This is a genomic window from Acinetobacter legionensis, assembly GCF_057165765.1.
In genome coordinates, this window is sequence record NZ_CM169896.1 from 959,803 (window position 1) to 986,760 (window position 26,958).

The 26,958-nt window shown below is 34.4% G+C and carries 27 protein-coding genes and 5 pseudogenes; 29 read left to right on the forward strand and 3 right to left on the reverse strand.

Annotated features, from left to right (window positions below):
- Window positions 1-3 precede the first annotated feature (3 nt).
- The 9 genes and pseudogenes from AC2G3J_RS04445 (at window position 4) to AC2G3J_RS04485 (ending at window position 10,757) form a co-directional block, all read left to right on the forward strand.
- Window positions 4-4,857 carry an RHS repeat-associated core domain-containing protein gene (locus tag AC2G3J_RS04445; RefSeq protein ID WP_483770715.1) on the forward strand — a complete coding sequence of 1,618 codons (4,854 nt, stop codon included), beginning with the start codon at window positions 4-6 and terminating at the stop codon, window positions 4,855-4,857.
- Window positions 4,848-5,864 (forward strand): hypothetical protein, encoded by a 1,017-nt coding sequence (locus AC2G3J_RS04450; protein ID WP_336951955.1) that lies wholly within the window; start codon window positions 4,848-4,850, stop codon window positions 5,862-5,864. The genes AC2G3J_RS04445 and AC2G3J_RS04450 overlap by 10 nt, the downstream gene beginning before the upstream one ends.
- Window positions 5,865-5,997: 133 nt before the next feature.
- The gene (locus AC2G3J_RS04455) at window positions 5,998-6,417 is read left to right on the forward strand and encodes a hypothetical protein (protein ID WP_336951954.1); all 420 of its coding nucleotides are present in this window, start codon (window positions 5,998-6,000) and stop codon (window positions 6,415-6,417) included.
- Window positions 6,418-6,419: 2 nt separating this feature from the next.
- Window positions 6,420-6,926, forward strand: coding sequence for a hypothetical protein (locus AC2G3J_RS04460; RefSeq protein WP_336951953.1), 507 nt, complete (start codon window positions 6,420-6,422; stop codon window positions 6,924-6,926).
- An 86-nt stretch (window positions 6,927-7,012) separates the two neighbouring features.
- Window positions 7,013-7,474, forward strand: coding sequence for a hypothetical protein (locus AC2G3J_RS04465; protein ID WP_336951952.1), 462 nt, complete (start codon window positions 7,013-7,015; stop codon window positions 7,472-7,474).
- A gap of 89 nt (window positions 7,475-7,563) precedes the next feature.
- Window positions 7,564-8,516 (forward strand): annotated as a pseudogene (locus AC2G3J_RS04470) (RHS repeat-associated core domain-containing protein); the annotation flags it as partial.
- A 44-nt stretch (window positions 8,517-8,560) separates the two neighbouring features.
- Window positions 8,561-9,067, forward strand: coding sequence for a hypothetical protein (locus AC2G3J_RS04475; protein ID WP_262783028.1), 507 nt, complete (start codon window positions 8,561-8,563; stop codon window positions 9,065-9,067).
- 51 nt (window positions 9,068-9,118) lie between these two features.
- A pseudogene (locus tag AC2G3J_RS04480) lies at window positions 9,119-9,972 on the forward strand (RHS repeat domain-containing protein); the annotation flags it as partial.
- A gap of 392 nt (window positions 9,973-10,364) precedes the next feature.
- Entirely contained in the window at window positions 10,365-10,757 is a 393-nt protein-coding gene (locus tag AC2G3J_RS04485) for a hypothetical protein (RefSeq protein ID WP_056513207.1), read from the forward strand.
- A 41-nt stretch (window positions 10,758-10,798) separates the two neighbouring features.
- Here the strand turns inward: AC2G3J_RS04485 and AC2G3J_RS04490 are convergent.
- A pseudogene (locus AC2G3J_RS04490) lies at window positions 10,799-10,962 on the reverse strand (IS5/IS1182 family transposase); the annotation flags it as partial.
- A 35-nt stretch (window positions 10,963-10,997) separates the two neighbouring features.
- On the opposite strand from AC2G3J_RS04490, the gene AC2G3J_RS04495 reads away from it, so the two are divergent.
- The 10 genes and pseudogenes from AC2G3J_RS04495 to AC2G3J_RS04540 form a co-directional block, all read left to right on the forward strand.
- Window positions 10,998-11,474 (forward strand): hypothetical protein, encoded by a 477-nt coding sequence (locus AC2G3J_RS04495; RefSeq protein ID WP_483770716.1) that lies wholly within the window; start codon window positions 10,998-11,000, stop codon window positions 11,472-11,474.
- Window positions 11,475-11,635: 161 nt separating this feature from the next.
- Entirely contained in the window at window positions 11,636-11,917 is a 282-nt protein-coding gene (locus AC2G3J_RS04500) for a hypothetical protein (protein WP_483770717.1), read from the forward strand.
- Window positions 11,918-11,957: 40 nt separating this feature from the next.
- Complete coding sequence (locus AC2G3J_RS04505; protein WP_353161412.1) at window positions 11,958-12,302, forward strand: hypothetical protein; 345 nt, start codon at window positions 11,958-11,960, stop codon at window positions 12,300-12,302.
- 240 nt (window positions 12,303-12,542) lie between these two features.
- A pseudogene (locus tag AC2G3J_RS04510) lies at window positions 12,543-13,016 on the forward strand (RHS repeat domain-containing protein); the annotation flags it as partial.
- A gap of 373 nt (window positions 13,017-13,389) precedes the next feature.
- On the forward strand, window positions 13,390-13,704 hold the full coding sequence (locus AC2G3J_RS04515; protein WP_244013748.1) for a hypothetical protein: 315 nt from the start codon (window positions 13,390-13,392) through the stop codon (window positions 13,702-13,704).
- 175 nt (window positions 13,705-13,879) lie between these two features.
- A complete protein-coding gene (locus tag AC2G3J_RS04520; protein ID WP_244013746.1) occupies window positions 13,880-14,224 on the forward strand; it encodes a hypothetical protein in 345 nt (114 codons plus the stop codon).
- A 344-nt stretch (window positions 14,225-14,568) separates the two neighbouring features.
- Window positions 14,569-15,105: a hypothetical protein gene (locus AC2G3J_RS04525; RefSeq protein WP_483770718.1), complete on the forward strand. Its 537-nt coding sequence runs from the start codon at window positions 14,569-14,571 to the stop codon at window positions 15,103-15,105.
- Between the two features lie 312 nt (window positions 15,106-15,417).
- Window positions 15,418-15,717, forward strand: coding sequence for a hypothetical protein (locus tag AC2G3J_RS04530; RefSeq protein WP_483770719.1), 300 nt, complete (start codon window positions 15,418-15,420; stop codon window positions 15,715-15,717).
- A gap of 27 nt (window positions 15,718-15,744) precedes the next feature.
- A complete protein-coding gene (locus tag AC2G3J_RS04535) occupies window positions 15,745-16,404 on the forward strand; it encodes a DarT1-associated NADAR antitoxin family protein (protein WP_483770720.1) in 660 nt (219 codons plus the stop codon).
- Window positions 16,404-16,622, forward strand: a pseudogene (locus tag AC2G3J_RS04540) (RHS repeat-associated core domain-containing protein); the annotation flags it as partial. The gene AC2G3J_RS04535 and the pseudogene AC2G3J_RS04540, both read left to right, overlap by 1 nt.
- Window positions 16,623-16,724: 102 nt before the next feature.
- Here the strand turns inward: AC2G3J_RS04540 and AC2G3J_RS04545 are convergent.
- Window positions 16,725-17,066, reverse strand: a complete 342-nt coding sequence (locus tag AC2G3J_RS04545; protein WP_004717650.1) for a winged helix-turn-helix transcriptional regulator — start codon at window positions 17,064-17,066, stop codon at window positions 16,725-16,727.
- Between the two features lie 142 nt (window positions 17,067-17,208).
- Between AC2G3J_RS04545 and AC2G3J_RS04550 the strand changes: the two genes are divergently transcribed.
- From AC2G3J_RS04550 to AC2G3J_RS04565, 4 genes are all read left to right on the forward strand, one after another.
- Window positions 17,209-17,865 carry a DsbA family protein gene (locus AC2G3J_RS04550; protein WP_483770721.1) on the forward strand — a complete coding sequence of 219 codons (657 nt, stop codon included), beginning with the start codon at window positions 17,209-17,211 and terminating at the stop codon, window positions 17,863-17,865.
- 25 nt (window positions 17,866-17,890) lie between these two features.
- Window positions 17,891-18,751 carry a Vmh family MBL fold metallo-hydrolase gene (locus tag AC2G3J_RS04555; RefSeq protein WP_419327088.1) on the forward strand — a complete coding sequence of 287 codons (861 nt, stop codon included), beginning with the start codon at window positions 17,891-17,893 and terminating at the stop codon, window positions 18,749-18,751.
- Window positions 18,752-19,219: 468 nt separating this feature from the next.
- Window positions 19,220-20,089, forward strand: a complete 870-nt coding sequence (gene hchA, locus AC2G3J_RS04560; RefSeq protein ID WP_166781975.1) for a glyoxalase III HchA — start codon at window positions 19,220-19,222, stop codon at window positions 20,087-20,089.
- Between the two features lie 129 nt (window positions 20,090-20,218).
- Window positions 20,219-20,956 carry a PA1136 family autoinducer-binding transcriptional regulator gene (locus tag AC2G3J_RS04565; protein ID WP_483770722.1) on the forward strand — a complete coding sequence of 246 codons (738 nt, stop codon included), beginning with the start codon at window positions 20,219-20,221 and terminating at the stop codon, window positions 20,954-20,956.
- Between the two features lie 241 nt (window positions 20,957-21,197).
- On the opposite strand, the gene AC2G3J_RS04570 is transcribed toward AC2G3J_RS04565, so the two are convergent.
- The gene (locus tag AC2G3J_RS04570; protein WP_483770723.1) at window positions 21,198-22,013 is read right to left on the reverse strand and encodes an IclR family transcriptional regulator; all 816 of its coding nucleotides are present in this window, start codon (window positions 22,011-22,013) and stop codon (window positions 21,198-21,200) included.
- Window positions 22,014-22,271: 258 nt separating this feature from the next.
- Here AC2G3J_RS04570 and AC2G3J_RS04575 point away from each other — a divergent pair, with 258 nt between their 5' ends.
- The 6 genes from AC2G3J_RS04575 to AC2G3J_RS04600 are packed head-to-tail and all read left to right on the forward strand — an operon-like array spanning window position 22,272 to window position 26,925.
- Window positions 22,272-22,577 carry a non-heme iron oxygenase ferredoxin subunit gene (locus tag AC2G3J_RS04575; protein ID WP_034615827.1) on the forward strand — a complete coding sequence of 102 codons (306 nt, stop codon included), beginning with the start codon at window positions 22,272-22,274 and terminating at the stop codon, window positions 22,575-22,577.
- Window positions 22,578-22,602: 25 nt separating this feature from the next.
- Complete coding sequence (locus AC2G3J_RS04580; protein ID WP_419327090.1) at window positions 22,603-22,902, forward strand: recombinase-like helix-turn-helix domain-containing protein; 300 nt, start codon at window positions 22,603-22,605, stop codon at window positions 22,900-22,902.
- A 17-nt stretch (window positions 22,903-22,919) separates the two neighbouring features.
- Entirely contained in the window at window positions 22,920-23,987 is a 1,068-nt protein-coding gene (locus AC2G3J_RS04585; RefSeq protein WP_483770724.1) for a Rieske 2Fe-2S domain-containing protein, read from the forward strand.
- Window positions 23,980-24,744 carry an SDR family oxidoreductase gene (locus tag AC2G3J_RS04590; protein WP_239045101.1) on the forward strand — a complete coding sequence of 255 codons (765 nt, stop codon included), beginning with the start codon at window positions 23,980-23,982 and terminating at the stop codon, window positions 24,742-24,744. Before AC2G3J_RS04585 ends, AC2G3J_RS04590 begins: the two co-directional genes overlap by 8 nt.
- 11 nt (window positions 24,745-24,755) lie before the next feature.
- Window positions 24,756-25,688, forward strand: coding sequence for a VOC family protein (locus tag AC2G3J_RS04595; protein WP_004823457.1), 933 nt, complete (start codon window positions 24,756-24,758; stop codon window positions 25,686-25,688).
- A gap of 25 nt (window positions 25,689-25,713) precedes the next feature.
- Window positions 25,714-26,925 carry an NAD(P)/FAD-dependent oxidoreductase gene (locus AC2G3J_RS04600; protein ID WP_483770725.1) on the forward strand — a complete coding sequence of 404 codons (1,212 nt, stop codon included), beginning with the start codon at window positions 25,714-25,716 and terminating at the stop codon, window positions 26,923-26,925.
- Window positions 26,926-26,958: the final 33 nt, after the last annotated feature.

Here is a 26,958-nt window from a genome sequence, read left to right on the forward strand (position 1 = left end):
AACATGGGTCTATTAGGCATGGTTCCTTCAAAGCCAGGAAACCAAACTCCAGAACAAAAACAAGCAATAGTAACATTAGCAAATAGTTTAAAAACACAAGTAGTGGTTGCCCCACTTCAAAGTATTGCACCTCAAGATATTGTATCAAGTCGAAATAGCATCAATGATTGGCTAAAACAAAATATTAGTCCTGATTTTGATTTAAATACTCTTGCTCAAGTTGCAGGCGTTATCCCTGTAGTCGGTAATATTATTGCTCTTGTTGATGTGGTCGAAGGTATTATCAATTTGGTTAACAATCCAAATCCAGCCATATTAGATTGGGTAGATCTTTGTATTAATTTGATTGGTGTTATTCCAGTCCCTCCAGGAATGAATACAGCTCGTATGACCCTAAGGCCGATGGTCATGGCGGCAAGAAATGCAGTATCTACAGGTAAAACAACTTTAGCCTTGGCTGTGGAAAGTGCAATACAAGCTAGTTTAAATGATGCTCTTGCGGGTCAAATACAACCTTTCGTAGATAAAGCGACAGGGCAAATTGATACTTTAATCAATGGCTGTTCGGATTATGCGATGAAAATATCTAATGATTTTTCATCGGGCTTAATCAATATTGCAAATGGTCAGGCTGTTAACCCTATAGCGATTGCAAATGCTCAAAAAGATGCACAGAAAAGTTTTAGCAAGGTGACTACAGGTAGTTTAATCCGAGATCCTAAAAATACCTTTGATAACTTGTTTAAAGCACTCACCTTATCTGCCTCAGCGCAAGTGGGACAAGTTGCAAATCAAGTTTTACAAAAAATCTTGGCAAGATTGGGGGCAGCTGGGAAAGCGGCACTTTTAGCAGTTGCAACTAAAATAAAAACATTTGGTGCAAAAGCTGCTCAAGCAATTAAGGCAAAAGCAAAGACGTATCTATTAAAATTTATTGAAATATTAAAATCAGTATTAAAAAGAAGACCAAAAGGTGGTGCTGTAAAACCAAACACAACAACACAAGTTAAAAGCGTTACACCCGCGGCGCCTTTGGAAAGTAAATCAAAAGTTACAAAACCTAAAAAAGATCCAAATCCATGTAATTGTGGTGGGGCTGTCGCAAGTAAAAAAAGTATTAGTTTTATAACTGGTGTTGAATCTCTCACTCATCTTGATGCTGACATATTTTCAACAAGAGGAATTTACCAAACTCGAAGCTACGCTTCTAATTTGGAAGGCTATGATAAGAGTGAGTTTGGTGCAAGATGGCTTACACCTTGGACACTGAAAATTTTTGTTGAAGATGACAAATTTTTATATGTCGATGAGACAGGGCGAATTATTCATCTTCCTAAACTCGCTGAAAATACAACTTATTTATCTGTTGCTGAAAATTTGTATATTACCAATCTTGGTAATAGTTTGGTCATTGAGTATAAAAATAAGGAACAATATTTATTTGAAAAATATAAAGATCACTACATTCTGAAAGCAATTGTAAAACCTGATCAAAGCACCATACTTATTGGGCATGAAGAAGGTATATTAAATAAGATCGAGTTTTTTAATGATAAAAAACTGGACTGTTATATTGAATGCATAAAAAATTCAAATCAAAAAATTGAAAAGCTGATTCTTAACAAAGATGGTAAGCGTTCGGATATAGCAAGTTATTCTTATGATCAGCAAGGTGATTTAATACAGGCAACCACTCGAGATCATGCGAATTATCACTATTCTTATCATAAACATTTACTTACCCGTTATACGGACTTAACCAATCGAGCAATAAATCTAGAATGGGATGGTGAAACATATGAAGCCAGAGCATTTCATGAATGGGCAGATGACGGTAGCCAAGAATTATCTTTAGCATGGCTAGATGATAAGCGTTGTACCTTAGTAATTGATGGCGAGGGTTATGTAACTCAGTATCATTATGATATTGATGGTTATAATTATCGTATTGTTTACCCTGATGAACTAGAAGAATGGTTTATCCGTGATAGTAATTCAAAAATCACTCAGCACTTTACAACGACTGGTGAAGTCTATATTTATCGGTATAACGATCAGGGTGATTTATTAGAATCTATCAATCCCGATGGCAGTTCAGTCGAATATAAATATGAAAATGGTAATCCAGTAGAAATTAAAAATGCTGAAGGAGCTATCTGGAAAAATGAATATGATAATAAAGATCAGTTGATCAAAGAAATAGATCCGTTACAGCGTGAAACTTCATACAGTTATAGTGCTCAAGGATTACCGACCAGTATTATTGATGCCAAAGGTGGCTCGAAATCATTTAAATATGATGCACAGGGTAATTTACTCAGTTATCAGGATTGTTCAGGCAAAGAAACCAAATGGGGATATGATGAGCGTGGTCGGGTTAAGTTTGCCGAGAATGCATTAAAACAAAAAGTCGAATACTTTTATTCTGAATCAGACCTTGAACAAAGAACGGCCATTATTAAAGGTGTTCCATTAAATGCTTTAGGACAACTTGAAAAAATCAAACATGCTGATGGCACTGAAGAACATTTTGTACATGATGCCGAAGGGCGGTTACTTGCGCACCTTGATCCAAATCAACAACAAACCCGATACGAGTATGATGAGTCGGGTCTAATCACTGTGCGAACAGATGCATTAGGTCATAAGCTTAAGTACAAATGGGATCAGCTTGGTCGCCTGCAGAGGTTAATAAATGAAAATGGTGCAAGTTACCAGTTCTTCTATGACGTCATGGGGCGTTTGCTGAAAGAAATTGATTTCGATGGAAAAGAAACAGTCTATAAATACGATGACAGAACTAAACAACTGACAACCAGTATCGAAGTTGCTTCTGCTTATGGTCAGGATTTAAAAGACCGTGTTGTACAAAAAGACCGTATACAGCAATTTGTATTTGACAGCATGGGACGACTTGAACAGCGTACGGCAGGTTATGGCTATGACTCTCATGAAGTTGAACAGCAACAAATAGAAGAGTTTGCCTATGACAGCAATGGGCAACTTGTCTTAGCAAGAAATGCAGACAGTGCTGCACACTGGTTCTATGATGCGGTTGGTAATCAAATCCGTGAACATCATCAGGATTTAAAAACCAATAAAACAGCCGTGTGGAAACATACTTACGATGAGCTGAATGTGCGGATTCAGACGATTCGACCTGATGGGCAAAATATCGACTGGCTCACTTATGGCAGTGGTCATGTTCAAAGCCTAATCTTGAATGGTGAAGATGTTGTTAGCTTTGAGCGTGATGATTTACACAGAGAAACCGCACGGCACTATGCCAATGGAATTAGCCAAGAACAGAAATATGATGATATCGGACGCTTAACACAGCAAAGGATTGTCAATGGTCATGAATTTGGTTATCGATCTCAAACCCAACAGCAAAATAATGCAATCAATACAACCCAGCAACTGATTCAGCGTTTATATCAGTACGATAAAACAGGACAGCTCACAGGTATTCAAGATACACGTCGCGGGAATATTAACTACAAATATGACCCTGTAGGACGTTTATTGGATGCAACGAGCAAACTAGGCAAGGAAACATTCCGTTTTGACCCTGCCAACAATATTATTGACCCTTACAATATGGCTTCTGATAAGTCATCTAAGCAAAATACAGAAGAAGGACATTATGGCTATAACCGTCTGGTCAATAATATTGTTAAAGAATATTTAGAACAACAATATCAGTATGATGAATTTGGGCAGCTCGTTCGACAAAAGAACGCTCAGGGTGATTTACATCTTGAATGGGATGTATTTGGTCGTTTGATGAAAAGCCGTAATGCTGAATATACAGCTGAGTATTGTTACGATGCGCTAGGTCGTCGTATTCAGAAACGTAGTAAGCACCATCATACAGGTGCTGAACAGAATGTGTTTTATGGATGGGATGGAGATACAGTTGCTTTTGAATCTACTGAAGATTACACCAAACATTATATTTATGAAAAAGGCAGTTTTATTCCTTTAGTTCAAGCGGTTTATTTGGGTGAGGTAGAAGTACATCAAAGTGTAGATTGGAGTAATAAACCTTATAGTATTTATCGTGATCCGTTATGGAAAACAACGAAGAAGAGCAAAGGCTTTAATGATGTATGGTTCTATCATTGTGACCATTTAGGTACACCGCAAGAAATGAGTGACCATACAGGTGCAATCATTTGGAAGGCGCAATATAAGGCATGGGGTGAGTGTAGAGCTGAGAAAAACAAATCTAATTTCTTTGAGAACTCAGAAATTATAAGCAACAACATTCGCTTCCAAGGGCAGTATTTCGATGAAGAAACGGGACTTCACTATAACCGTTATAGGTATTATTCACCTTATGTAGGAAGGTTTGTTAGTAAAGACCCGATTGGGTTGTTGGGTGGAAGCAATATTTATCAGTATGCTCCTAATCCGATTGAGTGGGTAGATCCTTATGGTTTACAGGCAACTAAAAATACTTGTAAAGTATCCTTTGGACATAAAATTACAAGATATGTTTCTAAAGCGGAAGCTTTGGCAATTAAAGCAAATAATGGGTTAGTTCCTATTATTGGAAGTAATGGAAAACCAAGCGCTAAAGCTATTTGGGTTAATGATGGATCAGATTTTAATCCAGGAAAAGAAAAAACGAGAGTTGTTATTACTGTGACAGAGAAGGGGCGAGCTATTCTCAATAAAAATGTAGTAAATGATGAGATGTTATCCGGTGAAAGTACACATCCAGATGGTATTATGGTTAAAACAAATGAACCTGGTGCAAAAGGGATTGGAAGAAATGTCGTTCCTGAGCTTAATAAAGAAATAGAGAATATTTGTATTCAAACTAAAGGTAGTGATGGAAAATGGAAATAAACAACCTATTAAATAGCCATTGTTCTTTGTTTTTAAATTCAAGAAGTAATGACGAGTTTTTAATCGAAGATAGCTGGGTTCTGAAAAAGGATTTTGATAATGACTTCAGTTTATTTTATGTGAATGGAAATGAAGAAATTGATTTGGTAGAAAGCATAAAAGATTTTTTTTCGTTAAATTATATATCAAATTTATACGATTTTTTAAATAAACAGGGGTATGAAGATAAAGAAATTGAATATGCAATAAATATTATTCAGTCTGTTGTTATTTCATTTTGTTTTAGAACAGAGTTACAATACTATGAAAATCAGTTTATAAAAACTTTTTTTTTATTTCAATTGATTTTTGGAAGCAAAGATAACTATTTGTATAATTTAAGTAACTTTTTCAAGTATGTTTATGCTGATAAAGAGTTATGGTCAAATTTTAGTATTGATGAACGTGTGTTTTTAATTGTTGAATCTAAGAAATTGGATGTAATGAAAATTTTGGAAGTGATCTTAGGTAGAATGGAAAATAAAAAAATTTCAAAATTCTTGAATAAGTTATTTGTACATATTTTTAATGTGAGTGAATTTGAAAATAAATTTGATAATTTTTATTCTATAAAGAGTGATAAATTTTATAAATATATAATTTGGGATTCTAAATATTTTAATTGTAAAGATTATTTAAATGTTATTTTGGATTGTATTAAAATAAACCAAACCACCTTAAATATATTTGTTTCAAAAATGATATTGAATGGATTTGTTCATTACTTCTTGTCAAAAAAACATGATGATTTAAATGAAATTAATGAGTTTTTTATTCAAGAAAGTAATGATAATAAAATTTTAAGTAAGCTATATACAGTACTTTATAATTTAAATCAGGTTAAGTTGAGTTTTTTTGATTCAATTCCATACGTTGAAAAAAATATTGATCAATTTTATAAGTATGAAATTGTATATGGATTATGTTATGGGGATAATAATTTTATTATTAATGAATATGTAGGATGAAAGTTTTTTAATCAAGATTATTCGGTTTTTCACTTTTAAGTTCAATTATTTTGAGGGGGATTACCGTTTATTTGGTGGTCTTAATTTTTATCAATACACACATAACCCTATAGATTGGGTTGACCCTCTAGGGTTGAAACAAAGAAGTTTAGATGAAATAAAAGCAGATAGGCGACGTAGGGAAAATTCTAAATCAGGAGTGTATTTAAAACATACACAAGCAAAATGTAAAGATACTGCAATAAAATATTCTAGTTATGGAAAACCTGCTCAATACTGGGGGGATAGTTTAGGTTGTAGTGCGACAACACCAAAAGTTACAGCTTTCAGAAATAAAATTGAAAAAGAAGGCTTATCAAAAGGCATAGAATATGAGAATGATGGTAAAGGTTCACATTATTATATTTATGATGCCGGAAGAATAATTGGCTACAATGAAGGAAAACCAACACAATATATGCGTATTGAAGTTTCTTCAAGTACTAACGAGTTTCATGGGCATCCAATATCAGAAGCACGTTATAATGGTTATTATCGTAAAAGGATTAATTAAGTATGAGTTATGAATCTTTTTTAAATGAAAATTATTTGCTTTCATTAAAGGTTACTAGAAATTGGACGATTGTAAAAAATTATTTATATAATATTGATTTACAATGGTTGAATTCATTAGATGATGATGAGAAGTTTGATGTAATAGATGCATACTTTTATACAAATATTTTTTATGCGTCAAGTGAAGTTGATGTGAAATCAGTTAGATATAAATTAATTTTAGATGTATATATTATTCCTATAATTGAAAATGATATATATTTAGATTTTGAGTATGAGCTTACAGTAAATTTAATTAATTTAAATAAAAAAAATGAAAGTTTAGATACGATTGAATTTGAAGTGAAAAAAATAAGTAATTTATTGAAATTGATTGATAAAACTATGTCTTATGTATCCTTAGACTTAATTAATAACATTGAAAGTAATGATTTTAAAATTGGTCTAGTTCTAGAGAATATTGTTAATTCACTAAACCTAGGAAGAAAGATAATAAGGGATCAGTAATGGCTTTGTTTACACAAAACTATTATTAAAGGCATCTTTAGCAATAAATTGATATTAAATTTAGATCAAAACCATGTTTAAAAGGGATGAGATGTGAAAGTTTCGGTTTTAGAGTATTTAAAAACCATGAACTTGATGATTTAAGCCCAAAAGCGATATACAAAATAAATTATGAAATGAAGCATAGAAGATTAACATTTAAATTAAATCCTAAATTTTATATCAAAGAGAATGTAAGTTTATTTGATAAAGCATTTCAAATTAAGCTAGAAGAAACAGATAAATTTGAAGAAAAATTAGGATTTATTGCGCAAAATGAAATTTTTTCATTGGCATTAATGAATCGAGAGGATCGAGAGTTTGGCGTGCTAAATGATGCGTCTGATACTGTTGAATTCAAATTTGTACAATACTTAAATGAAAATCAAAAAAGTGATTTTGAGATAAATACTTTAGAAACTTTCAAAAAATTTAATATAAATTGGGATAGTGGTATTTGGGTAACGGACGATAGTCAAGTTTTTCGAATACATAATAGTGATAACTAAACTATATTTGTTTTGGCGGCAGTATTTTTTGAGGAAATAGGGCTTCATTATAACCTTCATAGATACTACTCACCTTATGTAGGACGATTGAGTCTACAGAAGATTACACCAAACATTATATATACGAAAAAGACAACTTTGTACCAATGTTACAAGCGGTTTATCAAAGCTCAATAGAACTACACCAAACACTTGATTGGACAGATAAACCTTATAGTATTTATCGTGATCCTATATGGAAAACCATCAAGAAAAGTAAAGGCTTTGATGATGTATGGTTCTACCACTGTGACCACTTAGGTACACCACAGGAAATGAGTGATCATACAGATTCAATCATTTGGAAAGCGCAATATAAGGTATGGGGTGAGTGTAGAGCTGAGAAAAACAAATCTAATTTCTTTGAGAACTCAGAAATTATAAGCAACAACATTCGTTTCCAAGGTGCATGAGCAAAGACAGAGCATTGCTCTGTCTGAAGCGCAAGGATCAAGAAACGGGACTTCACTATAACCGTTATAGGTATTATTCACCTTATGTAGGAAGGTTTGTTAGTAAAGACCCGATTGGGTTGTTGGGTGGGCACAATGTTTATGCTTATGCACCAAATCCTGTTGCGTGGATTGATCCTTATGGGTTAAGTGCTTGTCCAATAAAGGTAGATATAGTTCGATACAAAAAGGATAAAGTTACTCCTTTAGCTGGTAGTTATACAAGTGGTATAAACAGAGCTTGGGCTTTAGAGAAGCAACTAGTTACATTGACAGGCTATGGTACAACTAATTGGACAGAAGCTCAAAAAACTGAATTAAAAACTACTGGTAAGGTTAAAGGTTATACAGGTCATCATATAAATAATGCTGCTTCTGCACCTGAATGGGAGGGAGATCCTAGAAATATTGTATTCTTAACTAACTCTCCAAATGGTGGGGAACACAAAAATGGTTTACAAGGACACAGAAACAGTCAAACTGAAACCACACGCAAATGGACTAATCCAACAACTGGAAGACTAATTGATAGGGCGGAAATGATGAGGTAATACAATCTAGCAAAAGACAAAATGGATAAAAAAGGATGTAAATTATGAGTTTAGACAATTTAAAGAAATATGCTGAATTTGATAAAATTACAGAAGGAAAAAAAGTTAATATTGAATTACCATCTGATTTTTTAAGTTTTGTAAATGCTGTTGGTTCAGATAGTCTTATATTTGATTGGTCGGCTGAGAATATTACCTTATATGGTATTTATGATATTTATGATATGCAAGATGTGTATTCAAATGATCTGAGTTTATACGTTTTAGGGGATATTATAGCTAATCCAATTTTTTATAGTTCAACTACTGATTATAAAGTAAAAATTGCTAAACATGGGGTTGGAAAAATAGAATTAGAACCCTTAGCCAAAAATTTTGAGGAGTTTATAGCTATATTAGATTGTTATGTACAATTGTTTTATATTACTTACAATAAAAAAATACTTAATGATGATTACGAAGTATTAAATGACTTTAAGGATAATTTGATTGGGGAATTATTAAACATTACTGATGAAAATTGTATAAATACATTTATTAAGTTTTTATAAGTAATTCATATTTATTTAAGTCAAATTATTTTAAATAATATTTTTTCCATTCAATACCAATATGATGCCAATGGTCAACTAATTCGACAAAAAACGAGACAAGGTGATTTAAATCTTGAATGGGATGTATTTGGTCGATTAATCAAAAGTCGAAATACTGAATATACCGCAGAGTATCTTTACGATGCATTAAGTAGACGTATTCAAAAACGTAGTAAACATCATCACACAGGTGCTGAACAGAATGTGATTTATGGTTTGGATGGGGATACAGTAGCCTTTGAATCCACTCAAGATTATACAAAACATTATATCTATGAAAAAGATAGTTTTATTCCATTACTCCAATCTGTTTATATGGGTGGAGCAGAAGTACATCAGAGTGTAGATTGGAGCAATAAACCTTATAGTCTTTATCATGATCCATTGTGGAAAATGACTAAGCATAGTAAAGGTTTTGATGATGTATGGTTCTATCATTGTGACCACTTAGGTACGCCACAGGAAATGAGTGACCATACAGGTGCAATCATTTGGAAGGCGCAATATAAGGCATGGGGTGAGCTCGTGTCAGCAAAGCAACGCTTTGCACGAGCGCAAGACGAGAGCTATGCTCGAAGTGGTAAGTCTGAAAAAGTGAAATCTAACTTCTTTGAAAACTCAGAAATTATTTCAAATAATATCCGTTTTCAAGGTGCATGAGCAAAGACAGAGCATTGCTCTGTCTGAAGCGCAAGGATCAAGAAACAGGACTGCATTACAACCGTTATCGTTACTATTCACCTTATGTGGGGCGGTTTGTAAGTAAAGATCCGATTGGGTTGTTGGGAGGGAATAATAATTATCAATATACTCAAAATCCAATAGATTGGATGGATCCCTTAGGGTTGTCAGCATGCAAATTGAATAAAAAAGTTAATGTTGATGCGATTGTAAAAAAATATGGTGGAAAACATATCACATCTGATTATTATGAGATGCCGTCACATAAAGCAGCGAAGCAAGCAGCATCAGAAATTGCTGGTAACTTATCAAGTGCACCGAAAACGACACGTAGGCAAGACTATCGAGGTGGACCGAGAACATGGAGTAATAGTAATGGTGTAATCGGAAAGAATAGTGGAGGAGATAATCCTTGCTCTGGTTGGCGAGATGATTCACCAGGTCATTCATTTAATGATAAAAATGGTAAAACCGAAATACCATCTCATTTGAATGCTTGGAATAAGCTAGGAGGAGTAGAGAATGTGCATTTGTTATATAAGAAGGGTTTAATCGTTAATGGAAAAAAATACTAATGAAAAATAAGCCTTGGAAAAAGTTTAAATATCAAACAGAGTCTAATAAATTTTATTATATTTTAGCTGGTGAAGATTTCAACAAAGAAGATGGTGTTAAACTGAATCCATTTTTGAATAGTGAGAATTTAATGGATAAAGAAGTTATTATTGTTCAACAAGAAGACTTGGCTGATTCACCATGCTTTAATATTAAGAATACTGATACTGGTATTTTTTTGGAAATATATAGCTTAAATAAAGCAGAAATATATATTGTTAATAAAAATTTTGATATGCCTGATTTAATTGAGCTCATTTTTAAATTAAGCCAATTTAGTTATGTGGCTGCTTTGAAATATATTAAGTTTAAATATGGATTCAGAGAAAACTATCTTTTTTTTGAAAGCTAGTCTAAATTGTTAATATAATTATAGCCTAAGGATTAATAGTGCTTAATAATCATGATCTTGGTTTTAACCAAACTTCGATGATAATAGCCTGACCATTTTTTCATAGTGTCCTGCCGAAACGTTTAACCGTCCAAAGTAGTTCATTTCGCTTTCGCGAATGAACTTTTGTATCTTTCCAAGGCTTTACATTTTTTCTGGGTCGAATCGTGGGCGAAGAGGGCAATTTTATTAAGAGGCAGTATGATTGAATTTAAGTCACTCATTAAAATTAATGAAAATTATGTAGATATCAATGATTTTACTTTATCTCATCAAGTAAAGAGTCTTGATTGGGACTATGTGCAAGGAAAAATCATAATTTTTTATTATGGGAAGGAAATTTTTGGATCAGAAATTGTAGATGATATTAATTGGTTTTGGGGATTTATTGCTGATGGATTTAATGATTTTTTTGAAAAAGGAGTTTATGATATTGGCTTTCCTTCGCAGGATATACGTTTTGTTTTGGTAAAAATTAAAAAAAATATTATTAGTCTTGAAATTACATCAGAAAATATGGTTTATTTAAAGAAAGAATTTGATTTGATTGATTTTTTAAATTCATTTTTTAATGGTGCTATTAATTATTTTGTTTTTGAAAAAAAATTTAATAAAGATGAAAATGTTGAAATGGATAGAAAAATTGGTTTAATAGAATTATATAAGAGAAATCTTTGAAGTTTAAATAGGATCTTATTTCTGAAATAATAACATATGAAATATTCAAATGAAGGTTTAGAAAGTAATGATTTTTACTTCTGTGTACAAGGTGTAAAATGAAAAAAGTTTTTTTTTAACGTATGCTTCAAAACTTAAAGTATTTGATTTGGCTGAAATTTTTGAAAAAAATTGATATTTCTTTTATTGAACATAGCAGCGATTATTTGGGAAATTATTACTCTTATGAGGGATTATTTTGTGATAATTTTAAAATATTGAAAAATAGGTTACCTGATAGTGATTTGCAAATAAATGACGGTGGAATAGAAACTATTTTGAAATTGGGTTTTTTAAATGGAAAAAATAAAGAAAAACAAAGTAAGTATGAATTTATGAAAAAACAATTAGCGAGTTTGAATAATATAAATTTACATTCATTTGATATTTTTGAAGAGGAATGAAGGCACTAATATGATAAGAGACCATGTGAAAGGAACATAAATGAAGACTTGGGATCAAGTAGTAGAAAGTGCAGCTGAATTTATATCTTTTTTGGAAAAAGGTAATTTTTATAATACTAAGTTTAGTACTGAAAAAGATTACAAGATTATTTTTGATGCTAATGTAGGGATAGATTATGCGACTAATGATAGTTTTGATGATTTTGATGAATGGGAAACTGTGACTGATCCCCCCGATATTTTTCTAGAAAGCTTTGAATGGAACGATCGGATTAAATATAAATTAAAACAAAAAAATTATTTTGGATTTGAAAATCAAGACTTTAACGGAGCTAAAGAAAAATGGATAACGGGTGAAGCTTGTCTGATAGTAGAATTAATGTAATGTATAGAGATATAGGTATAATATTTCAATGTTATGCAAATGACTATTTTCCTACAATCTGGAAAGAAATTTTAGAAATATATTTAAATGGTGGTTTTCCGTGTGGATGGGATGGTCATCTACCTGAAGGGAAAATTGTAGTTTTTTCTAATCAATAAAATTTAAAATCAGATAAGTTATTTCAAATTATACAAAGCTCAATGATAGCTTCATTGAGCTTATTTTTATTTTAATGATTCATATAACGTACGCCAAAATTTGCTATCGAAAACTACCAAGCAAAGCAAAGGCTTTGATGATGTATGGTTCTATCATTGTGATCATCTTGGTACACCACAAGAAATGTCAGATCACACTGGGGCAATTATTTGGAAAGCTGAATATAAGGCATGGGGTGAGCTCGTGTCAGCAAAGCAACGCTTTGCACGAGCGCAAGACGAGAGCTATGCTCGAAGTGGTAAGTCTGAAAAAGCTAAATCCAGTTTCTTTGAAAACTCTGAAATCATCAGCAACAACATTCGTTTTCAAGGGCAGTATTTCGATTTAGAGACGGGTTTACACTATAACCGTTATCGTTATTACTCGCCTTATGTAGGGAGATTTGTAAGTAAGGATCCTATAAAACACAATGGTGGGTTTAATCTTTATCAATATGCTGCGAATAGTATAGGTTGGACAGATCCGTTTGGCTTAAGTCCTGTAAATACGCTTAAGAAAATTGCTGAAGTACGCGCTGGTCGTAGTGTAACAGCCTGTTCATATAAAGAAGCTGGTGCAATTTTATTTGGAGCTTTCCCTGATGCACAAAAATCGGCTGGGGCTAGCGACAAATCATCTGAAAAAACAGCAAAAGATAAAAAAGCTTTTAAACAAAATAGACAAAACTCAACAAACAGGGCTTCATATCATATGGATTATAAAATTAATCCATTGACAGGTGTCTTATTTGGACATGAGTCTTTACCAGATGGCCATCCTCACAAAACTATTCCACATATCAATATATTTACACCTGAAGGTAAAAAAGTTGATATTTTTGTAGAACCACCTAAAAATTGTCCTGTTAGAAAATAAAGAGGTAACTTTAATGAGTGAATTTTATGATAGCATTGAAAAATTGTTTTTGAAAAAAAACCCTATATTGATTTCAAATGTAGATAACACCAATAATAATGAATATGTATTAGATTTATTTTTAAAGAAAAATAATAATAATATTAATTTTGCATTCTCTAAGTATTTGGGTAAGTATGGTGATGCTTTAGATTTATACGATATATATGATTATAGAGAATTTAAAAATTTGGATGATTTCTTTTTTTATTTTAATGAGAGGTATAATGAGTATGAAGATGTGTTAAATGAAATTTTAAAATCAGATTATGTTAGATATCTTAAATAGCAATTGATTTAATATTAATAATTTTATTTGATTGAAAATATTTTATTAATTAGTATGAAAATAGATCGAGATCGTTAATTGATATTGAATTAAATTTAAAAAAATTTGATAGTTTTAGTGGTGAGAAATCAAAGTAATTGAATAAGGGTTTAAAAAACAGAAAGGAAGGTATAAGGTGAAAAAAAGCTTTTTTTTAATATATACTTCAAAACTTAAAATATTTGATTTGGCTGAAATTTTTCAAAATAAATTTGATATTTCTTTTATTAAACATAGTAGTGATTACTTAGGTGAATACTACTCATATGAGGGATTGTTTTGTGATCATTTTAAATTATTAAATAATAAGTTGACTGATGATAATTATCAAATAATTGATAGTGAAATTTTAACTATTTTAAAGTTAAGTTTTTTCAATGGGAAAAATAAAGAAAAGCAAAGTAAATACGAATTTATGAAAAAACAATTGGAGGAAATTAATAATTTGAATTTATATTTATTTGAAGTTTTTGAAGAATAGTAGTGATTTTTTAGAGATTTTAGTTTTTTTATTTTTCAAGATTTAAATAATTATGAAAGCCTTTTATTAAATCAAATGTTGTAAGTTTATTTAGCAGGTGGTTGGGAGGTTTCATATCCTGAAGGTCATTTATAGTAGTTTTATATAATGAGTAATTTCATGATTTTATAAAAAATAATTTAAAGCTCAGTGTGATGTCGCTGAGCTTTTCTCATTCTAATAGTCTTCAAAGTATAAATATTCATCCATCGTAATCCAACTGAGTACATTGATGCCTAAACTTGGAGCTACTACTGACCAATGGAAAGAAATTTTAACTAAGTTTAAATAAAAGGAGCTAGAAGATGAGTGAACTTGAAATATTCACCAAGATGGACAATGTAGTTTCTGATTTAATTAATCTAATTCAATCAGAAAATTTTCTTGATGGTATGTATATTGATTCAAAAAGTATTATTATTAACGATACTGAGGATACTATTACTTTTGCTACAGATCAGGATGTAGACTATGTTAAAGGAAAAGAGTATCAATATTGGACTCATATTATTGAAATGCAAGGAGATGGTGCTTATTTACATGATTTTGAATTAGAGTTACCACAGGATGTTTATGAAAAATATCAAGATAAGCGTTCACAATCATATGAAAGAATAAACAAAGTATTATTTGAAATAGCTGATAATAAAAAAATTGATGAAGATCTCCAAAATTGTTTAAGCGGAGAATTTTTCTATTTATTCAAATATCTTGTTTTTGTAGATGCTTTACCAGAATTTTGGGAAAATATACTCAATATATTGAAGAAAGGGGGGATGCCATGTGGATGGAAAGGCGAGTTTCCAAAAGGTCAAATGATTGTTTATAACCATAAAGATTAAGCTTTATACATATAATTAAACCCAGTCAAAAACTGGGTTTTTTATATTTTATTATTGTAAAAACACAGTATATTTCTACATCTAGAACATATGCACAAGCAGTAGCAAATTCAGCTAAATATGGTACTGCTAAAGAACGGATTATAAGTATTGATTTAAGTCAAGTTAAAGATTCAACGGACTTAAATGGTCCATGTAGTCCATTGAAAGGAAATACTGCAATTAATAGAGCAAAAGCTTCTGGTGAAATATTAATTATTGGACATATCCCTGCATCGGCTATTAAAATTGTCAGACCATAAAGGAGTCAATATGAACACAAACGATGCAATTAAACTATTTATACAAAAATATTTAGATTTTGATTTACTGATAAGGGAAAAAAAAGGGTTTGATGATGCTTCATTAAATGAGTTAATTACTTTATTAATTAAAATAAAAGAAAACTTAATTCACAGTGATAGCATTCCAAAAGAATTAGCAGAAATTTTTTTGGATATGTGGGGAGCTTTGACGAGTAGTGCGGATTTGTATGAAGAATCTAAAAGGAATCAAATCTATGAAGCTGCGGATTTGCTTTGTTATCATGCTAGAAATATATGTACAAGTTAAATTTGATGAGCACAAGTTGAGTTTTATATGGCTAATAGACCAGTATTTATACCGAAGCAAGATGGTAAACAGTTAGTTGAGGTTAAATATATAGATTTTGAATGGTTTGCTGGACTGCACTATTCCCAGAAACAAAAATCTATTCGTTCCTTACATGATGCTTTTTTAAAAGAAAGTCCTTGCGCTCAAATTTTAGAGATTTCAAGTAAGTCAGAAAACACACTAGGCATTGATCTCAGTGCTTTCAATTTAATTTACAATTCTCAAAATAATAAAGATATAAGTGTTGAAGCCATTTTCCAATCTTCTAAAGTCTTTTCAAAAGGAGGTCCATATAAGGACATATTAGAAAAAAACTCTAAAGATGCTAAAAGGGATGAAAGGCTTAGAACTTCAGGAGCATTAATTTCATTCGAATGTGATAGTGTAAATTGGGAACTGGAACCTAAAACTGCATTTTATGATTGGATTTATCTGAATGCTTTAGATAAAAATAGCGACCTTAAAAAACAAGTTTTAGTATACGATGCTTTTACTGATATTGAATTTAATCCTAAAAAATCCATAAATTGCCAAGCTTATTCATTAGCATTATATGTCTCTTTAGTAAAAAGGAATTTGGATGTAACAAAAATTATTTCTGAAAAGAAAAGTTATTTATCTTTAATAGAAAGCTTTGAAATTTAAGCATCTTTGAAAACTCTGAAATTATCAGCAATAACATTTGTTTCCAAGAACAATATTTCGATTTAGAAACAGGACTTTACTACAACAGCTATCGTTATTACTCGCCTTATGTGGGACGGTTTGTAAGTAAAGATCCAATTGGGTTGTGGGGTGGATTGAACAAATATCAATATGCTCCAAGCTCTACACAATGGGCTGATGTACTTGGTTTAAATAAGTATTTCATTGGCAGTATGGACCAAATGCCTTTTAAAGCTTCTGCGTTAAAACCATTAGTACCGTACTCTAAAGAATGGATGGAAACTTATAACAATTCCAAGTTAATTTTCATTTTGTTCAATCCATTGAACCAAATCATAAATTTTTTCAGCGACTTCAACTCCTTTATTTTCAGATAAAGAATATTCTACATGTGGCGGAATAATTGGATATTCCTTACGAATCACAAAACCATCATTTTCCAAATCACGTAAAGTTTGAGTCAACATTTTTTCACTGATGCCATCAATTCTACGTCTTAACTCACTAAAACGGTGAGTCCCTCTTCTTAAACAGAACATGACCAAAACGCCCCAACGATTGGTTAAATGCATAAGCTTAACCCGAGAGGGGCAATTCTTTGACAACACATTTGCGGCTAAACAAGATTCATCAGTATTCATAAACTTTCCACGACTAAAAAACACTTACTTTTTAGTAAGTACTTACAAAAAGTAAGTTTATTATTTACTATAACAAATATCAGCAAAACTGTGTGGCTTTTCACATATTTTGAATCATATATTTATAGATGAGAGTTAATTTATGGCTTCTCCAATTCTACACTGGATTATCGACCCGATCTGCGGCTGGAGTTATGGTGCACTGCCTTTAATTAATGCAGTCGAAGAAAAATTTCCAAATCTACAACGTCTACATTTTGGTGGACTTTATAGTGAAGATCATCAACCACAAATGACAGCAGCAATGCGAACACAGATCATTCACTATGATGAACAAATCCATCAACTCACAGGTGTTGATTTTGGTGATGATTATAAAAATGGTTTGCTTAAAGACAGCACACTGATCATGAACTCTATCCCTGCAACTCATGCTTTACTGAGTATTCAGCAGGGGGTAGGGCATAGCGCGATGATATCGTTATTAAATTTAATACAACAGGGCTACTATCAAAAAGGTCTAAATGTCACACAATATAGTGTACTGGCGCAATTTGCTGTCGAGTTAGGACTGAATAATGACCAATGGTCAAAATATTTAGATGTGATCGATCAAGATCAACAAGATGAATATATTCAACATGCACGCCAATTATTATCCCATGTTCGAGGACAAGGTTTTCCAACATTGGTGTATGAAAATCAACATGGTGAAATGGGCAAAATACCGCTTCATGGTTTTTATAATAAATCAGAGGATTTTGTACGTTTTTTAGAGCAACAACTACTTAAATCTTAATTTAATTCTAAAGAGAGCCAACAATATGAAATTATTTTTAAAATCACTTCTTGCAAGTTCAGTGATGTTGAGTGCTTCTGCATTTGCAGCAGAGTTAAGCTATAAAGTTTATAACCCACAAGCACAAGGCATTTTTCCAGTTACATCTACACTTATTTCGGGTGAAAAAGATGCAGTGCTGGTCGATGCGCAATTCAGTGTTAACGATGCAAAGAACTTGGTTAAAATCATTCAAGACAGCGGTAAAAACCTTAAATATATTGTGATTACAGCGGGTGATCCAGATTTTTATTTTGGTTTAGAGCCACTGGTACAAGCGTTTCCAGATGCAAAAGTGATTGCAACCCCAGAAGTTGTTAAACATATTGAAGCAACCAAAGAAGGCAAGTTTGCTTATTGGGGACCTATCTTAAAAAATGGTGCGCCATCTCAAGTGATTGTACCGAGTGCCAGTGAAGATAAAACCATTGTGCTAGAAGGTGAAAAAATTGAGATCAAATCACCGGGTAAATACGCATCTTATCTTTGGGTTCCAAGCAATCGTACAATTCTAGGTGGTGTAGGGTTATCTTCAGGGATTCATCTGTGGACAGCAGATGCACAAACTGAAAAAGAGCGTAATGAGTGGAGAAAAACGGTAAAACAAATGAATCGTTTAAACCCTCGTGCAGTGATTCCTGGACATTATATTGGTGATATTCCAACAGGAACTCAAGCAATCGACTTTACTTATCAATATCTTGTGGATGTTGATCAAGTTTTAAAAGATCATAAAGATTCAGCATCAGTGATTGCTGCTTTAAAAGAAAAATACCCGAACTTGGCCGAAGAAAGTTCTTTGGAGTTAAGCTCTAAAGTGTTGACGGGTGAGATGGAATGGAAATAATTTAACGATGACCTATTGTTTTAAATTCATGAACTTCGTCATTGTTTGTGAACGAGAATAATGGGTTAATCTAATCAGGTGAAACTTAATCTAAGATCACGGTTAAGTTTCATCATTAAAGCCATTGATTTTTTTTAAGCGGCATTTTGAGTTTCAAAGCCAATACACAATCGACATTTAAAAAATCTCTCCCAGTATTCCATTTCATCGCCACGTTGTATTTCTGTATCGAAGGTGAGTATTGATCGTAGAAAATATAAAATTTTCTTAAAATCTAATTAAATAAAAATCAGATACTTACTGTTAATAAAAGCAGGGTTTATTGGCAGTGATAGCCTGATAAAAATTGAATTCAGCATATGTTTTAAAATTGTAGAAATAGGGGTTTTCCCTCATTCAAAAATCTTTTTAGGGCAGAATATACTGTGCATGTTGAATATATCCTCTATAAGAACGCTTGGAGTAAAAATGACTGAACTAAGTAAAATACCTACACCAGATACTGCTGAAGATAATGCATTTTTTCCATCCCCTTATTCTTTAAGCCAGTACACCGCATCGAAAACAGATTATGACGGTACGACTTATCCCAACCCATATCGTGGCGACAAAAAAATTCTGATGATTGCAACGGATGAGCGCTATATCCTAATGCAGAACGGAAAATTCTTTTCTACAGGAAATCATCCAGTTGAAATGTTACTCCCAGTATTTCATTTAGACAATGCAGGCTTTGAGTTTGATATTGCAACGCTTTCAGGCAATCCTGCCAAGCTGGAAATGTGGGCGATGCCGAATGAAGATAAGGTAGTTTTAGATACTTATGCAAAGTATGCTGAAAAACTTAAAAACCCGTTAAAGCTTGATGATATTTTGGACGAGATCATTGCTGGAAACTCGCCATATGCAGGGGTTTTCATTCCCGGTGGTCATGGTGTACTCGCGAAAATTCCTGAAAGTAAAAGTGTAAAAAAAGTTTTAGAATGGGCGATAAACAACGATAAATATGTGATTACACTGTGTCATGGACCCGCAGCTTTACTTGCCGCAGCCGTCGATGAAAAACCAGAAAACTATATATTTAAAGATTATGAAATTTGTGTATTTCCTGACTTTTTAGATAAAGGCGCAAATATTGAAATTGGTTATATGCCGGGACCATTACAATGGTTGGTGGGTGAAAATCTCGATAAATTAGGCGTTAAAATCCTAAATAAAGGTATTACAGGGCAGGTCCATAAAGACCGAAAACTTCTGACTGGAGACAGTCCTTTGGCATCGCATAATTTAGGTAAGTTAGCCGCTGAAACATTATTGGCTGATCCTGAATTGGTATAAGCATCAATCAAGAGGTTGTTTCTATTTAGACGCAACTTTTTATCTCAATATTGGAGATCTAGAGGCGATTTGCTGCTGATCTTCAATATTTTTAGTTTTAAGCGTTCAGTTTAGTGAGAAGACGGCTTTATGAGACTTGCAAGCAATCAACTGGCTGATTTATTGTTTCAGACTGTTCACCAATTGAGACAAGCACGTGACCTCGAAAGTCTATTTAAAATTCTGGTGGGATTTGCTGCTCAGCTAAATTTTGATCGGATTATTGTATGTAGTGTTTCACCTCAAAACCAACATGAATGGATTGATGAGGTTTTCTTTGTCCATGGTAACTGGGTTGATCGCAGCAATATCGAAGAGCGTGAAGTATATTTACGCCGCTGCCCAATCACCAAGCATATTTTTGAATACGATCAAGCCTTTTTTTGGGCAAAGAGCTTGCATAAAAAAACTGCAAAAGAAACCTATCGGATTATCAAAAGCCCTCTGCATCTTGGTGAGGTCAATGGAATACAAGTGCCCGTATTTGGTCGAACAGGTTTAGAGGGTGCAATTTCATTTGCGGGTGAAATTTCGGATATGGGTGCTGATTTTAAACTCACAGTACAGATGGTTTGTAATATTGCTTTTGGTGAAATTCTACATAAACAAAAGCATAGAATTGCGCATAAAAAAATACTGACCAAACGTGAAAAAGAAGTTTTAAAATGGGCAGCAGTGGGTCAAAAGCATTTTGAGATTGCCGACATTTTAAAAATTTCAGAGAGAACTGTTGAAAATCATTTACGCAGTATAAGAAAGCGCTTAGGAGTAAAATCTACTGCTCAAGCAATTGCTTCTGCCATCATCAGCAGAGAAATTGAATTATAAAGCAGCCCGATGTTTGCGACTTTTAAACATGCAGGCTTAGTCAAAAATATAGTGATTCTTTTACGAAGCATAGCGTGAGCATTGAGATTTTAAGTCCCCCCTCAAAAAAAAGAAGAAAAGAAATAAAATAATAATGATCGCCAAATAAAAACCAGAAGGACTTTTTCTTTGGCGTGTATATCTAGAAAATTTTGTCTGTATTCATGATGCCCAAATTGAAGTAATTAGATTTTATCGATGCCTAAAAATAAATAAATTTTGAAATTTTATCGGCATACTCAACCACATTTTGAGAAATTTCACCCCTAAATAAATCTTCTGTATAGGTGCTCAATGGGCAGCTTACAGATAATACGGCAGCGATTTCTTGAGTTGCCTGACTATAAATCGGTGCAGCACTGGCAGCCATGTCGGTATTAAAGTGGCCCCAACTGATCATAAAATCCTGACTGCGGACATAGTTTAAACGCTCTAATAAACTCGCCAAATCATGTGGTGTACGATCAGAATAGACTTTCCAATCGGTAAAATGTTCATAACGCTTAACCACTTCAGCCTCGGAAAGGCGAGATAAAATTAATTGTCCAATTACGGTGGCATGGGCATGCCAACGTGTACCAATATGCACATTACTGGTAAATGAACCAATAGATTGGGCATTGCTGATAAAGACAATATCAGTGCCTTCTAAAATCGAAAGATGCACAGCAATTTTAATTTTATCGCGTAATTCACGCATGATGGGGCTAGCCAGATCAGTCAGCGATGATTTGGATAAGCTGTTAAAACCAAGTTCCATCACGTTGCTGTTCAGCGCATAAGTCTTTTGCGACATTTTTCTTAAATAACCACAAAACTCTAAGGTGTGGATTAAACGAAAAGCACTCGAACGGTTTACATCTAATTTTTCTGCGATTTCAGAAATGGTCATTTCCTGATGCTGTTGATCAAATAATTTTAAAATGGCTAAGCCACGCACCAAACCCGGTACTAAATAACGTTCATCATTATTGGGTTCAGCATTTTGCTCCAAGAGAGCATCATTTATTAAGTTCATTGCCAAGTTGCCCTGTGTTTATTTTGAAATTCCTGCACATGGAATACCACTATAGTAATCATCAATTTTTCTAATCTCAATGTTTATATATAAAACATTTTTTTGATTAAGAAACATCTAAAAATATAACTTTTTATTAATCCATTGAAAAACATAAAAATATAGTATTTGACAAGCAAAATGATCAAAGCTTATGCTATTCATTATGTTTTAAATGCTAAATTAAGTTTTATATATAAAACAAATAAGGATGCAAAAATGAGTTGGATCTCAGTTTGTCAGCAAGATGACATTACCGAAGACGAGCCGAAAGCCATAGAAGTCGAGGGTAAGAAAATTGGTGTTTTTTTTATCGATGACAATTATTTTGCGATCGAGAATGTTTGCCCACATGCCTTTGCGTTGCTAACAGAAGGTTTTATTGAAGATCAAACTGTGGAATGCCCATTACATGAGGCAATTTTTGATATTCAAACAGGTGAGCTAAAGAGTGGACCGGGATGTCGTGATTTGTGTACTTATCCCGTACGTGTTGAAGGGCAGGACGTTCAAATTCAACTATAAGTCTTATTTATAAGGATGGAATCTCATGAAAACGTTTAATGAGAAGCTAGCGAACTGGATTCATGCCACGCCAGCGACCGAAGCAGGGATCAACAATATTCAAATACCGGGACAGCCAGAACTTCTGGTTTGGCAAACACGCTATAAAGTGCCAACAGTCTATGAGCAGGATTTTGTTCAACATTTAATTCAAGCCTTTTCTTCAGGCGTAACAGAACTTACTGATTTGGTTCAATCTTTAAATCAACAAGGTTTTCGTTGCGAGTCTGGTGATCTTTGGACTTCTGAAACATTTTCTGAAGAAATGCAACGTTTAGGTTATTGATTCAAGGAAGAACAGTGATGAATGCAGCAGTAACAGTGACTCCGAGTGTTGAGGAGTATTTAGATTTAGGTTTACGTGATCAATGGCATCCGGTACTGGCAAGTTGGGAAGTCGCAGCCAATCCTGTGGGTATTACCCGTTTAGGTGAAAATATCGTGGTTTGGCGTGATGACCAAGGTCAGGTGCATGCTTTAGAAGATCGTTGTCCGCACCGTGGTGCGCGTCTTTCTTTAGGCTGGAACTTAGGTAATCGCGTGGCATGTTGGTATCACGGCGTTGAAGTTCGCTATGATGGCAAGGTTGAAGATGTACCCGCAGTAAATGAATGCCCAATGAAAGGCACAACCTGTGTGAAAAGCTACCCAGTGATTGAACAACATGGTGCAATTTTCCTGTGGTTTGGGATTGATCCAAATGAAGTCGCTAAACCCCTTGATTTTCCTGAGCAATTGGCGAGTGAGGAGTGGAGTTCATTCCTATGCCAAGCGGATTGGAAGGTCAATCATCAATATGCGATTGATAATGTGATGGACCCAATGCATGGCACTTATTTGCATTGTACCTCGCACTCAATGGCAGACGGTGAACGTACCGCAGAAATGAAACACCGTTCAACAGAAAATGGCTTTGTCTTTGAAAAAGAAGGGCAAACAGGGGTCAATTTTGACTGGGTTGAATATGCCAATACCGGTGCAAGTTGGTTGCGTCTTTCGATTCCTTATCGTAAAGATTTTGGTCCAGGCGGTGAGTTTTGGATTGTGGGTTATGCCACACCGATTGATGCTCAAAATACCCGTGTTTTCTTCTGGCGTTGTCGTAAAGTCAGTGGTTGGCAACGTAATGTTTGGCGTTTTCTTTATCGCAATCATTTAGAAAAACTGCATTGGGATGTCTTGGAACAAGATCGAATTATTTTAGAAAATCTTGCGCCAAACGCACGTCAACATGAATTCCTCTATCAACATGATGTCGGTTTATCGCGCTTACGCCGTTTAATGAAAAAAGAAGCGGAAAAGCAGTTAAAGAAAATTGCGAGCTTGAATAGCTCAAACCGTATTGAAATGCAGGAACAAGTTCATGGTTAATGTCGCATTGTTGCAGGGCAAGAAAGTCTTTGTTACAGGCGCAGCAAGAGGCTTGGGACGAGACTTTGCACAGGCCATTGCCGAAGCCGGTGCTCAAGTGGTCATGGCGGATATCTTGACAGATCTTGTGCAACAAGAAGCAGCAGTATTGCAGGCACAGGGTTTACAGGTGACTGCGGTCACGATTGACTTGGCTGATGCTGATTCGATTCAACAGGCTGTTCAGCAAGCAGCTGAACATTTAGCTGGAATAGATGGTTTGGTGAATTGCGCTGCACTTGCGACCAATGTGGGTGGTAAAAGCTTGATGGATTATGACGCCGATCTATGGGACCGGGTCATGAACATCAATGTCAAAGGGACGTGGTTGGTCACCAAAGCATGTGTGCCATATCTCAAGCAGTCCGATGCAGGCAAGGTAATTAATGTGGCATCGGATACGGCTTTATGGGGCGCACCTAACTTGATGGCTTATGTTGCAAGTAAAGGTGCTTTGCTGGCAATGACCCGTTCGATGGCAAGAGAGTTAGGGCCATTTAATATTTGTATCAATACGCTTTCTCCAGGATTGACGCTGGTTGAAGCAACAGAATATGTACCGCAAGATCGTCATGATTTATATGTAAATGGCCGTGCCATTCAACGTCAGCAGTTACCACAGGATCTGAACGGAACAGCACTTTATTTACTTTCGGATTTGTCCTCATTTGTGACTGGACAGAATATTCCCGTAAATGGTGGTTTTGTCTTTAATTAAGGAATTGTTTCATGATTACAGGGATTGAGATTTTAAAGTTTGGCGTTGAGGATCGGGCTGCTTCAAATAAATTTTTGGCAGATTTTGGTTTAAAGCCAAGCCAATCAGATATTGAGGGTACGGATCTTTACCAAACCCAGAACGGTAGTAAAATTTATTTATTTGATTGTGATGATCAGCGTCTACCACAGGCCATCGAGTCAGGCTCAACTTTACGTGAAGTGACTTGGGGCTTGGATGATGCAGCACAGGATTTGGCTGATTTAGCAACTCGCCTGAAAGATGTAGATGGTTATCAAGCCACGGCTGACATGCTGCAATGCTTAGACCCAAATGGGATGACCATTCGCTTTCAAGCCAGCTTTACCCAAGAGCTACCTGCGTTAAAAACAGAAGGGATTAATCAATACGGCAGTATCACTCGTGTCAATGCAGCTAGTCCAGTGTATGAAAAAGGGCAACCTGTTGCGATTGGACATGTGGTGTTCTTTACCCCAGATTTAGAAAAAACAGAATCGTTCTATATCGAAAAGCTCGGTTTCTTCTTATCGGATGCTTATCGTAATCGTGGTGCTTTTTTACGTTGTCGTGGCAAAGGCTATCACCATGATTTGTTTTTGCTTTCGGTACCCAATAAACCTGCTGGACTCAATCATGTGGCCTTTGTGGTGCGTGATATTCATGAAGTGATTGGCGGTGGCTTAAACATGAACCGTTCTGAATGGTCTACTTTTATTGGTCCGGGTCGTCATCCAATTTCTTCGGCTTACTTCTGGTATGTCAACTCACCTTTGGGTGGTGCATTTGAATACTACACCAATGATGATTATTTGACGGAAGAATGGCAACCACGTGTTGAAGAACATTGTTTAGAACTGTTTACTGAGTGGGCGGTTGAAGGTGGTTTAGATGACCACACTCGTCGCCAAGTCAAACCTGTATAAGCAGTTGGAACAGAGAGATTAAGCTATGCAAAGAATTGTCATCGTTGGCGCAGGACAAGCCGCAGGTTGGGCGGTCAGCACACTCCGTCAACATGGATTTCTAGGTGAAATTCATGTGGTATCCAATGAGGAACGGGTATTTTACGAACGCCCACCGCTGTCAAAACAAGTCCTCTCCAAAGAAGCCAGTTATGACAGTTTGCATCTGTTCTCTGCTGAACAGGTTCAAGATTTTAATATCGAGTGGCATAAACCAGCTGTGGCAACTCAAGTGGATCGCCAACAAAAACATGTGGTTTTAGAAAGCGGTCAAGTTTTGCCTTATGACAAATTATTGATTGCGACTGGAAGCCGAGCACGTGTGCCAGTCAATACATGGCAGTTTATTCCCAATGTGGTGACTTTACGTAATGTACAAGACTGTGAACGTTTAGCCGAAATCTTACAACATACGCAAAAGTTAGCAGTAATTGGTGGTGGTTGGATCGGCTTGGAAATTGCAGCAACGGCACGGAAACAAGGCAAACAAGTGCATGTTTTTGAATACGGTGATCGACTTTGTGCACGTAGCGTTAGCCCTGATGTGTCTGAATTTCTGCAAAATATGCATCAACAACAAGGTACTCAGATCCATTTAAATAGTAAAAATGTGCATTTGATTGAAGCAGGTCAACAGCAAGTTGAAGTGGTGAATCATCCAAATGCCAGTGAACTGTTTGATTGTGTAGTAGTGGGTGCGGGTGCTGATATTGCCAAAGAGCTGGGTGTGAGTGCTGGTTTAGACGTTAAAGATGGCATTGTCGTCAATGGTTTTGGACAAACTTCAGACCAAGACATTTATGCCGCAGGTGATGTGGCGATACATCCAAGTTTGGGCTATTGCATTCAGTCTTGGGCCAATGCACAAAATCAAGCCATTGCCACGGCAAAGTCAATGTTAGGTATGGATACGGAATATCTGGATATTCCTTGGTTATGGTCAGATCAGTATCACTACAACATTCAGATTTTAGGAACTTACCAACCTGAAAAAACTAAGCAGATTGTGCTACGTCAAAATGCAGCAGATCAGTGCAGTTATCTTTATCTGGATGAGCAAAACTGTTTGATCAACATGATTGCAATCAATGACTCAAAACTGGTCAAACTGGCAAAACGCTGGATGCAATCCAATACCGTGTTAGACCCTCAATTATTAGCAGACCCTGAATTTAATGTAATGAAATTAAAACCGTAAACCTTAGAGTCTGTTGATATTTAAACCATTGTG

What these genes read in the sequence shown, in the direction of transcription:
- hchA (WP_166781975.1), top strand. Translation starts at nt 19,220, where the DNA reads ATGACTGAACTAAGTAAAATACCTACACCAGATACTGCTGAAGATAAT.
- AC2G3J_RS04460 (WP_336951953.1), top strand. Translation starts at nt 6,420, where the DNA reads ATGAGTTATGAATCTTTTTTAAATGAAAATTATTTGCTTTCATTAAAG.
- AC2G3J_RS04535 (WP_483770720.1), top strand. Translation starts at nt 15,745, where the DNA reads ATGGCTAATAGACCAGTATTTATACCGAAGCAAGATGGTAAACAGTTA.
- AC2G3J_RS04530 (WP_483770719.1), top strand. Translation starts at nt 15,418, where the DNA reads ATGAACACAAACGATGCAATTAAACTATTTATACAAAAATATTTAGAT.
- AC2G3J_RS04495 (WP_483770716.1), top strand. Translation starts at nt 10,998, where the DNA reads ATGATTGAATTTAAGTCACTCATTAAAATTAATGAAAATTATGTAGAT.
- AC2G3J_RS04525 (WP_483770718.1), top strand. Translation starts at nt 14,569, where the DNA reads ATGAGTGAACTTGAAATATTCACCAAGATGGACAATGTAGTTTCTGAT.
- AC2G3J_RS04570 (WP_483770723.1), bottom strand. Translation starts at nt 22,013, where the DNA reads ATGAACTTAATAAATGATGCTCTCTTGGAGCAAAATGCTGAACCCAAT.
- AC2G3J_RS04580 (WP_419327090.1), top strand. Translation starts at nt 22,603, where the DNA reads ATGAAAACGTTTAATGAGAAGCTAGCGAACTGGATTCATGCCACGCCA.
- AC2G3J_RS04550 (WP_483770721.1), top strand. Translation starts at nt 17,209, where the DNA reads ATGGCTTCTCCAATTCTACACTGGATTATCGACCCGATCTGCGGCTGG.
- AC2G3J_RS04515 (WP_244013748.1), top strand. Translation starts at nt 13,390, where the DNA reads ATGAGTGAATTTTATGATAGCATTGAAAAATTGTTTTTGAAAAAAAAC.
- AC2G3J_RS04600 (WP_483770725.1), top strand. Translation starts at nt 25,714, where the DNA reads ATGCAAAGAATTGTCATCGTTGGCGCAGGACAAGCCGCAGGTTGGGCG.
- AC2G3J_RS04555 (WP_419327088.1), top strand. Translation starts at nt 17,891, where the DNA reads ATGAAATTATTTTTAAAATCACTTCTTGCAAGTTCAGTGATGTTGAGT.
- AC2G3J_RS04585 (WP_483770724.1), top strand. Translation starts at nt 22,920, where the DNA reads ATGAATGCAGCAGTAACAGTGACTCCGAGTGTTGAGGAGTATTTAGAT.
- AC2G3J_RS04485 (WP_056513207.1), top strand. Translation starts at nt 10,365, where the DNA reads ATGAAAAATAAGCCTTGGAAAAAGTTTAAATATCAAACAGAGTCTAAT.
- AC2G3J_RS04450 (WP_336951955.1), top strand. Translation starts at nt 4,848, where the DNA reads ATGGAAATAAACAACCTATTAAATAGCCATTGTTCTTTGTTTTTAAAT.
- AC2G3J_RS04505 (WP_353161412.1), top strand. Translation starts at nt 11,958, where the DNA reads ATGAAGACTTGGGATCAAGTAGTAGAAAGTGCAGCTGAATTTATATCT.
- AC2G3J_RS04475 (WP_262783028.1), top strand. Translation starts at nt 8,561, where the DNA reads ATGAGTTTAGACAATTTAAAGAAATATGCTGAATTTGATAAAATTACA.
- AC2G3J_RS04465 (WP_336951952.1), top strand. Translation starts at nt 7,013, where the DNA reads ATGAGATGTGAAAGTTTCGGTTTTAGAGTATTTAAAAACCATGAACTT.
- AC2G3J_RS04565 (WP_483770722.1), top strand. Translation starts at nt 20,219, where the DNA reads ATGAGACTTGCAAGCAATCAACTGGCTGATTTATTGTTTCAGACTGTT.
- AC2G3J_RS04545 (WP_004717650.1), bottom strand. Translation starts at nt 17,066, where the DNA reads ATGAATACTGATGAATCTTGTTTAGCCGCAAATGTGTTGTCAAAGAAT.
- AC2G3J_RS04590 (WP_239045101.1), top strand. Translation starts at nt 23,980, where the DNA reads ATGGTTAATGTCGCATTGTTGCAGGGCAAGAAAGTCTTTGTTACAGGC.
- AC2G3J_RS04575 (WP_034615827.1), top strand. Translation starts at nt 22,272, where the DNA reads ATGAGTTGGATCTCAGTTTGTCAGCAAGATGACATTACCGAAGACGAG.
- AC2G3J_RS04445 (WP_483770715.1), top strand. Translation starts at nt 4, where the DNA reads ATGGGTCTATTAGGCATGGTTCCTTCAAAGCCAGGAAACCAAACTCCA.
- AC2G3J_RS04595 (WP_004823457.1), top strand. Translation starts at nt 24,756, where the DNA reads ATGATTACAGGGATTGAGATTTTAAAGTTTGGCGTTGAGGATCGGGCT.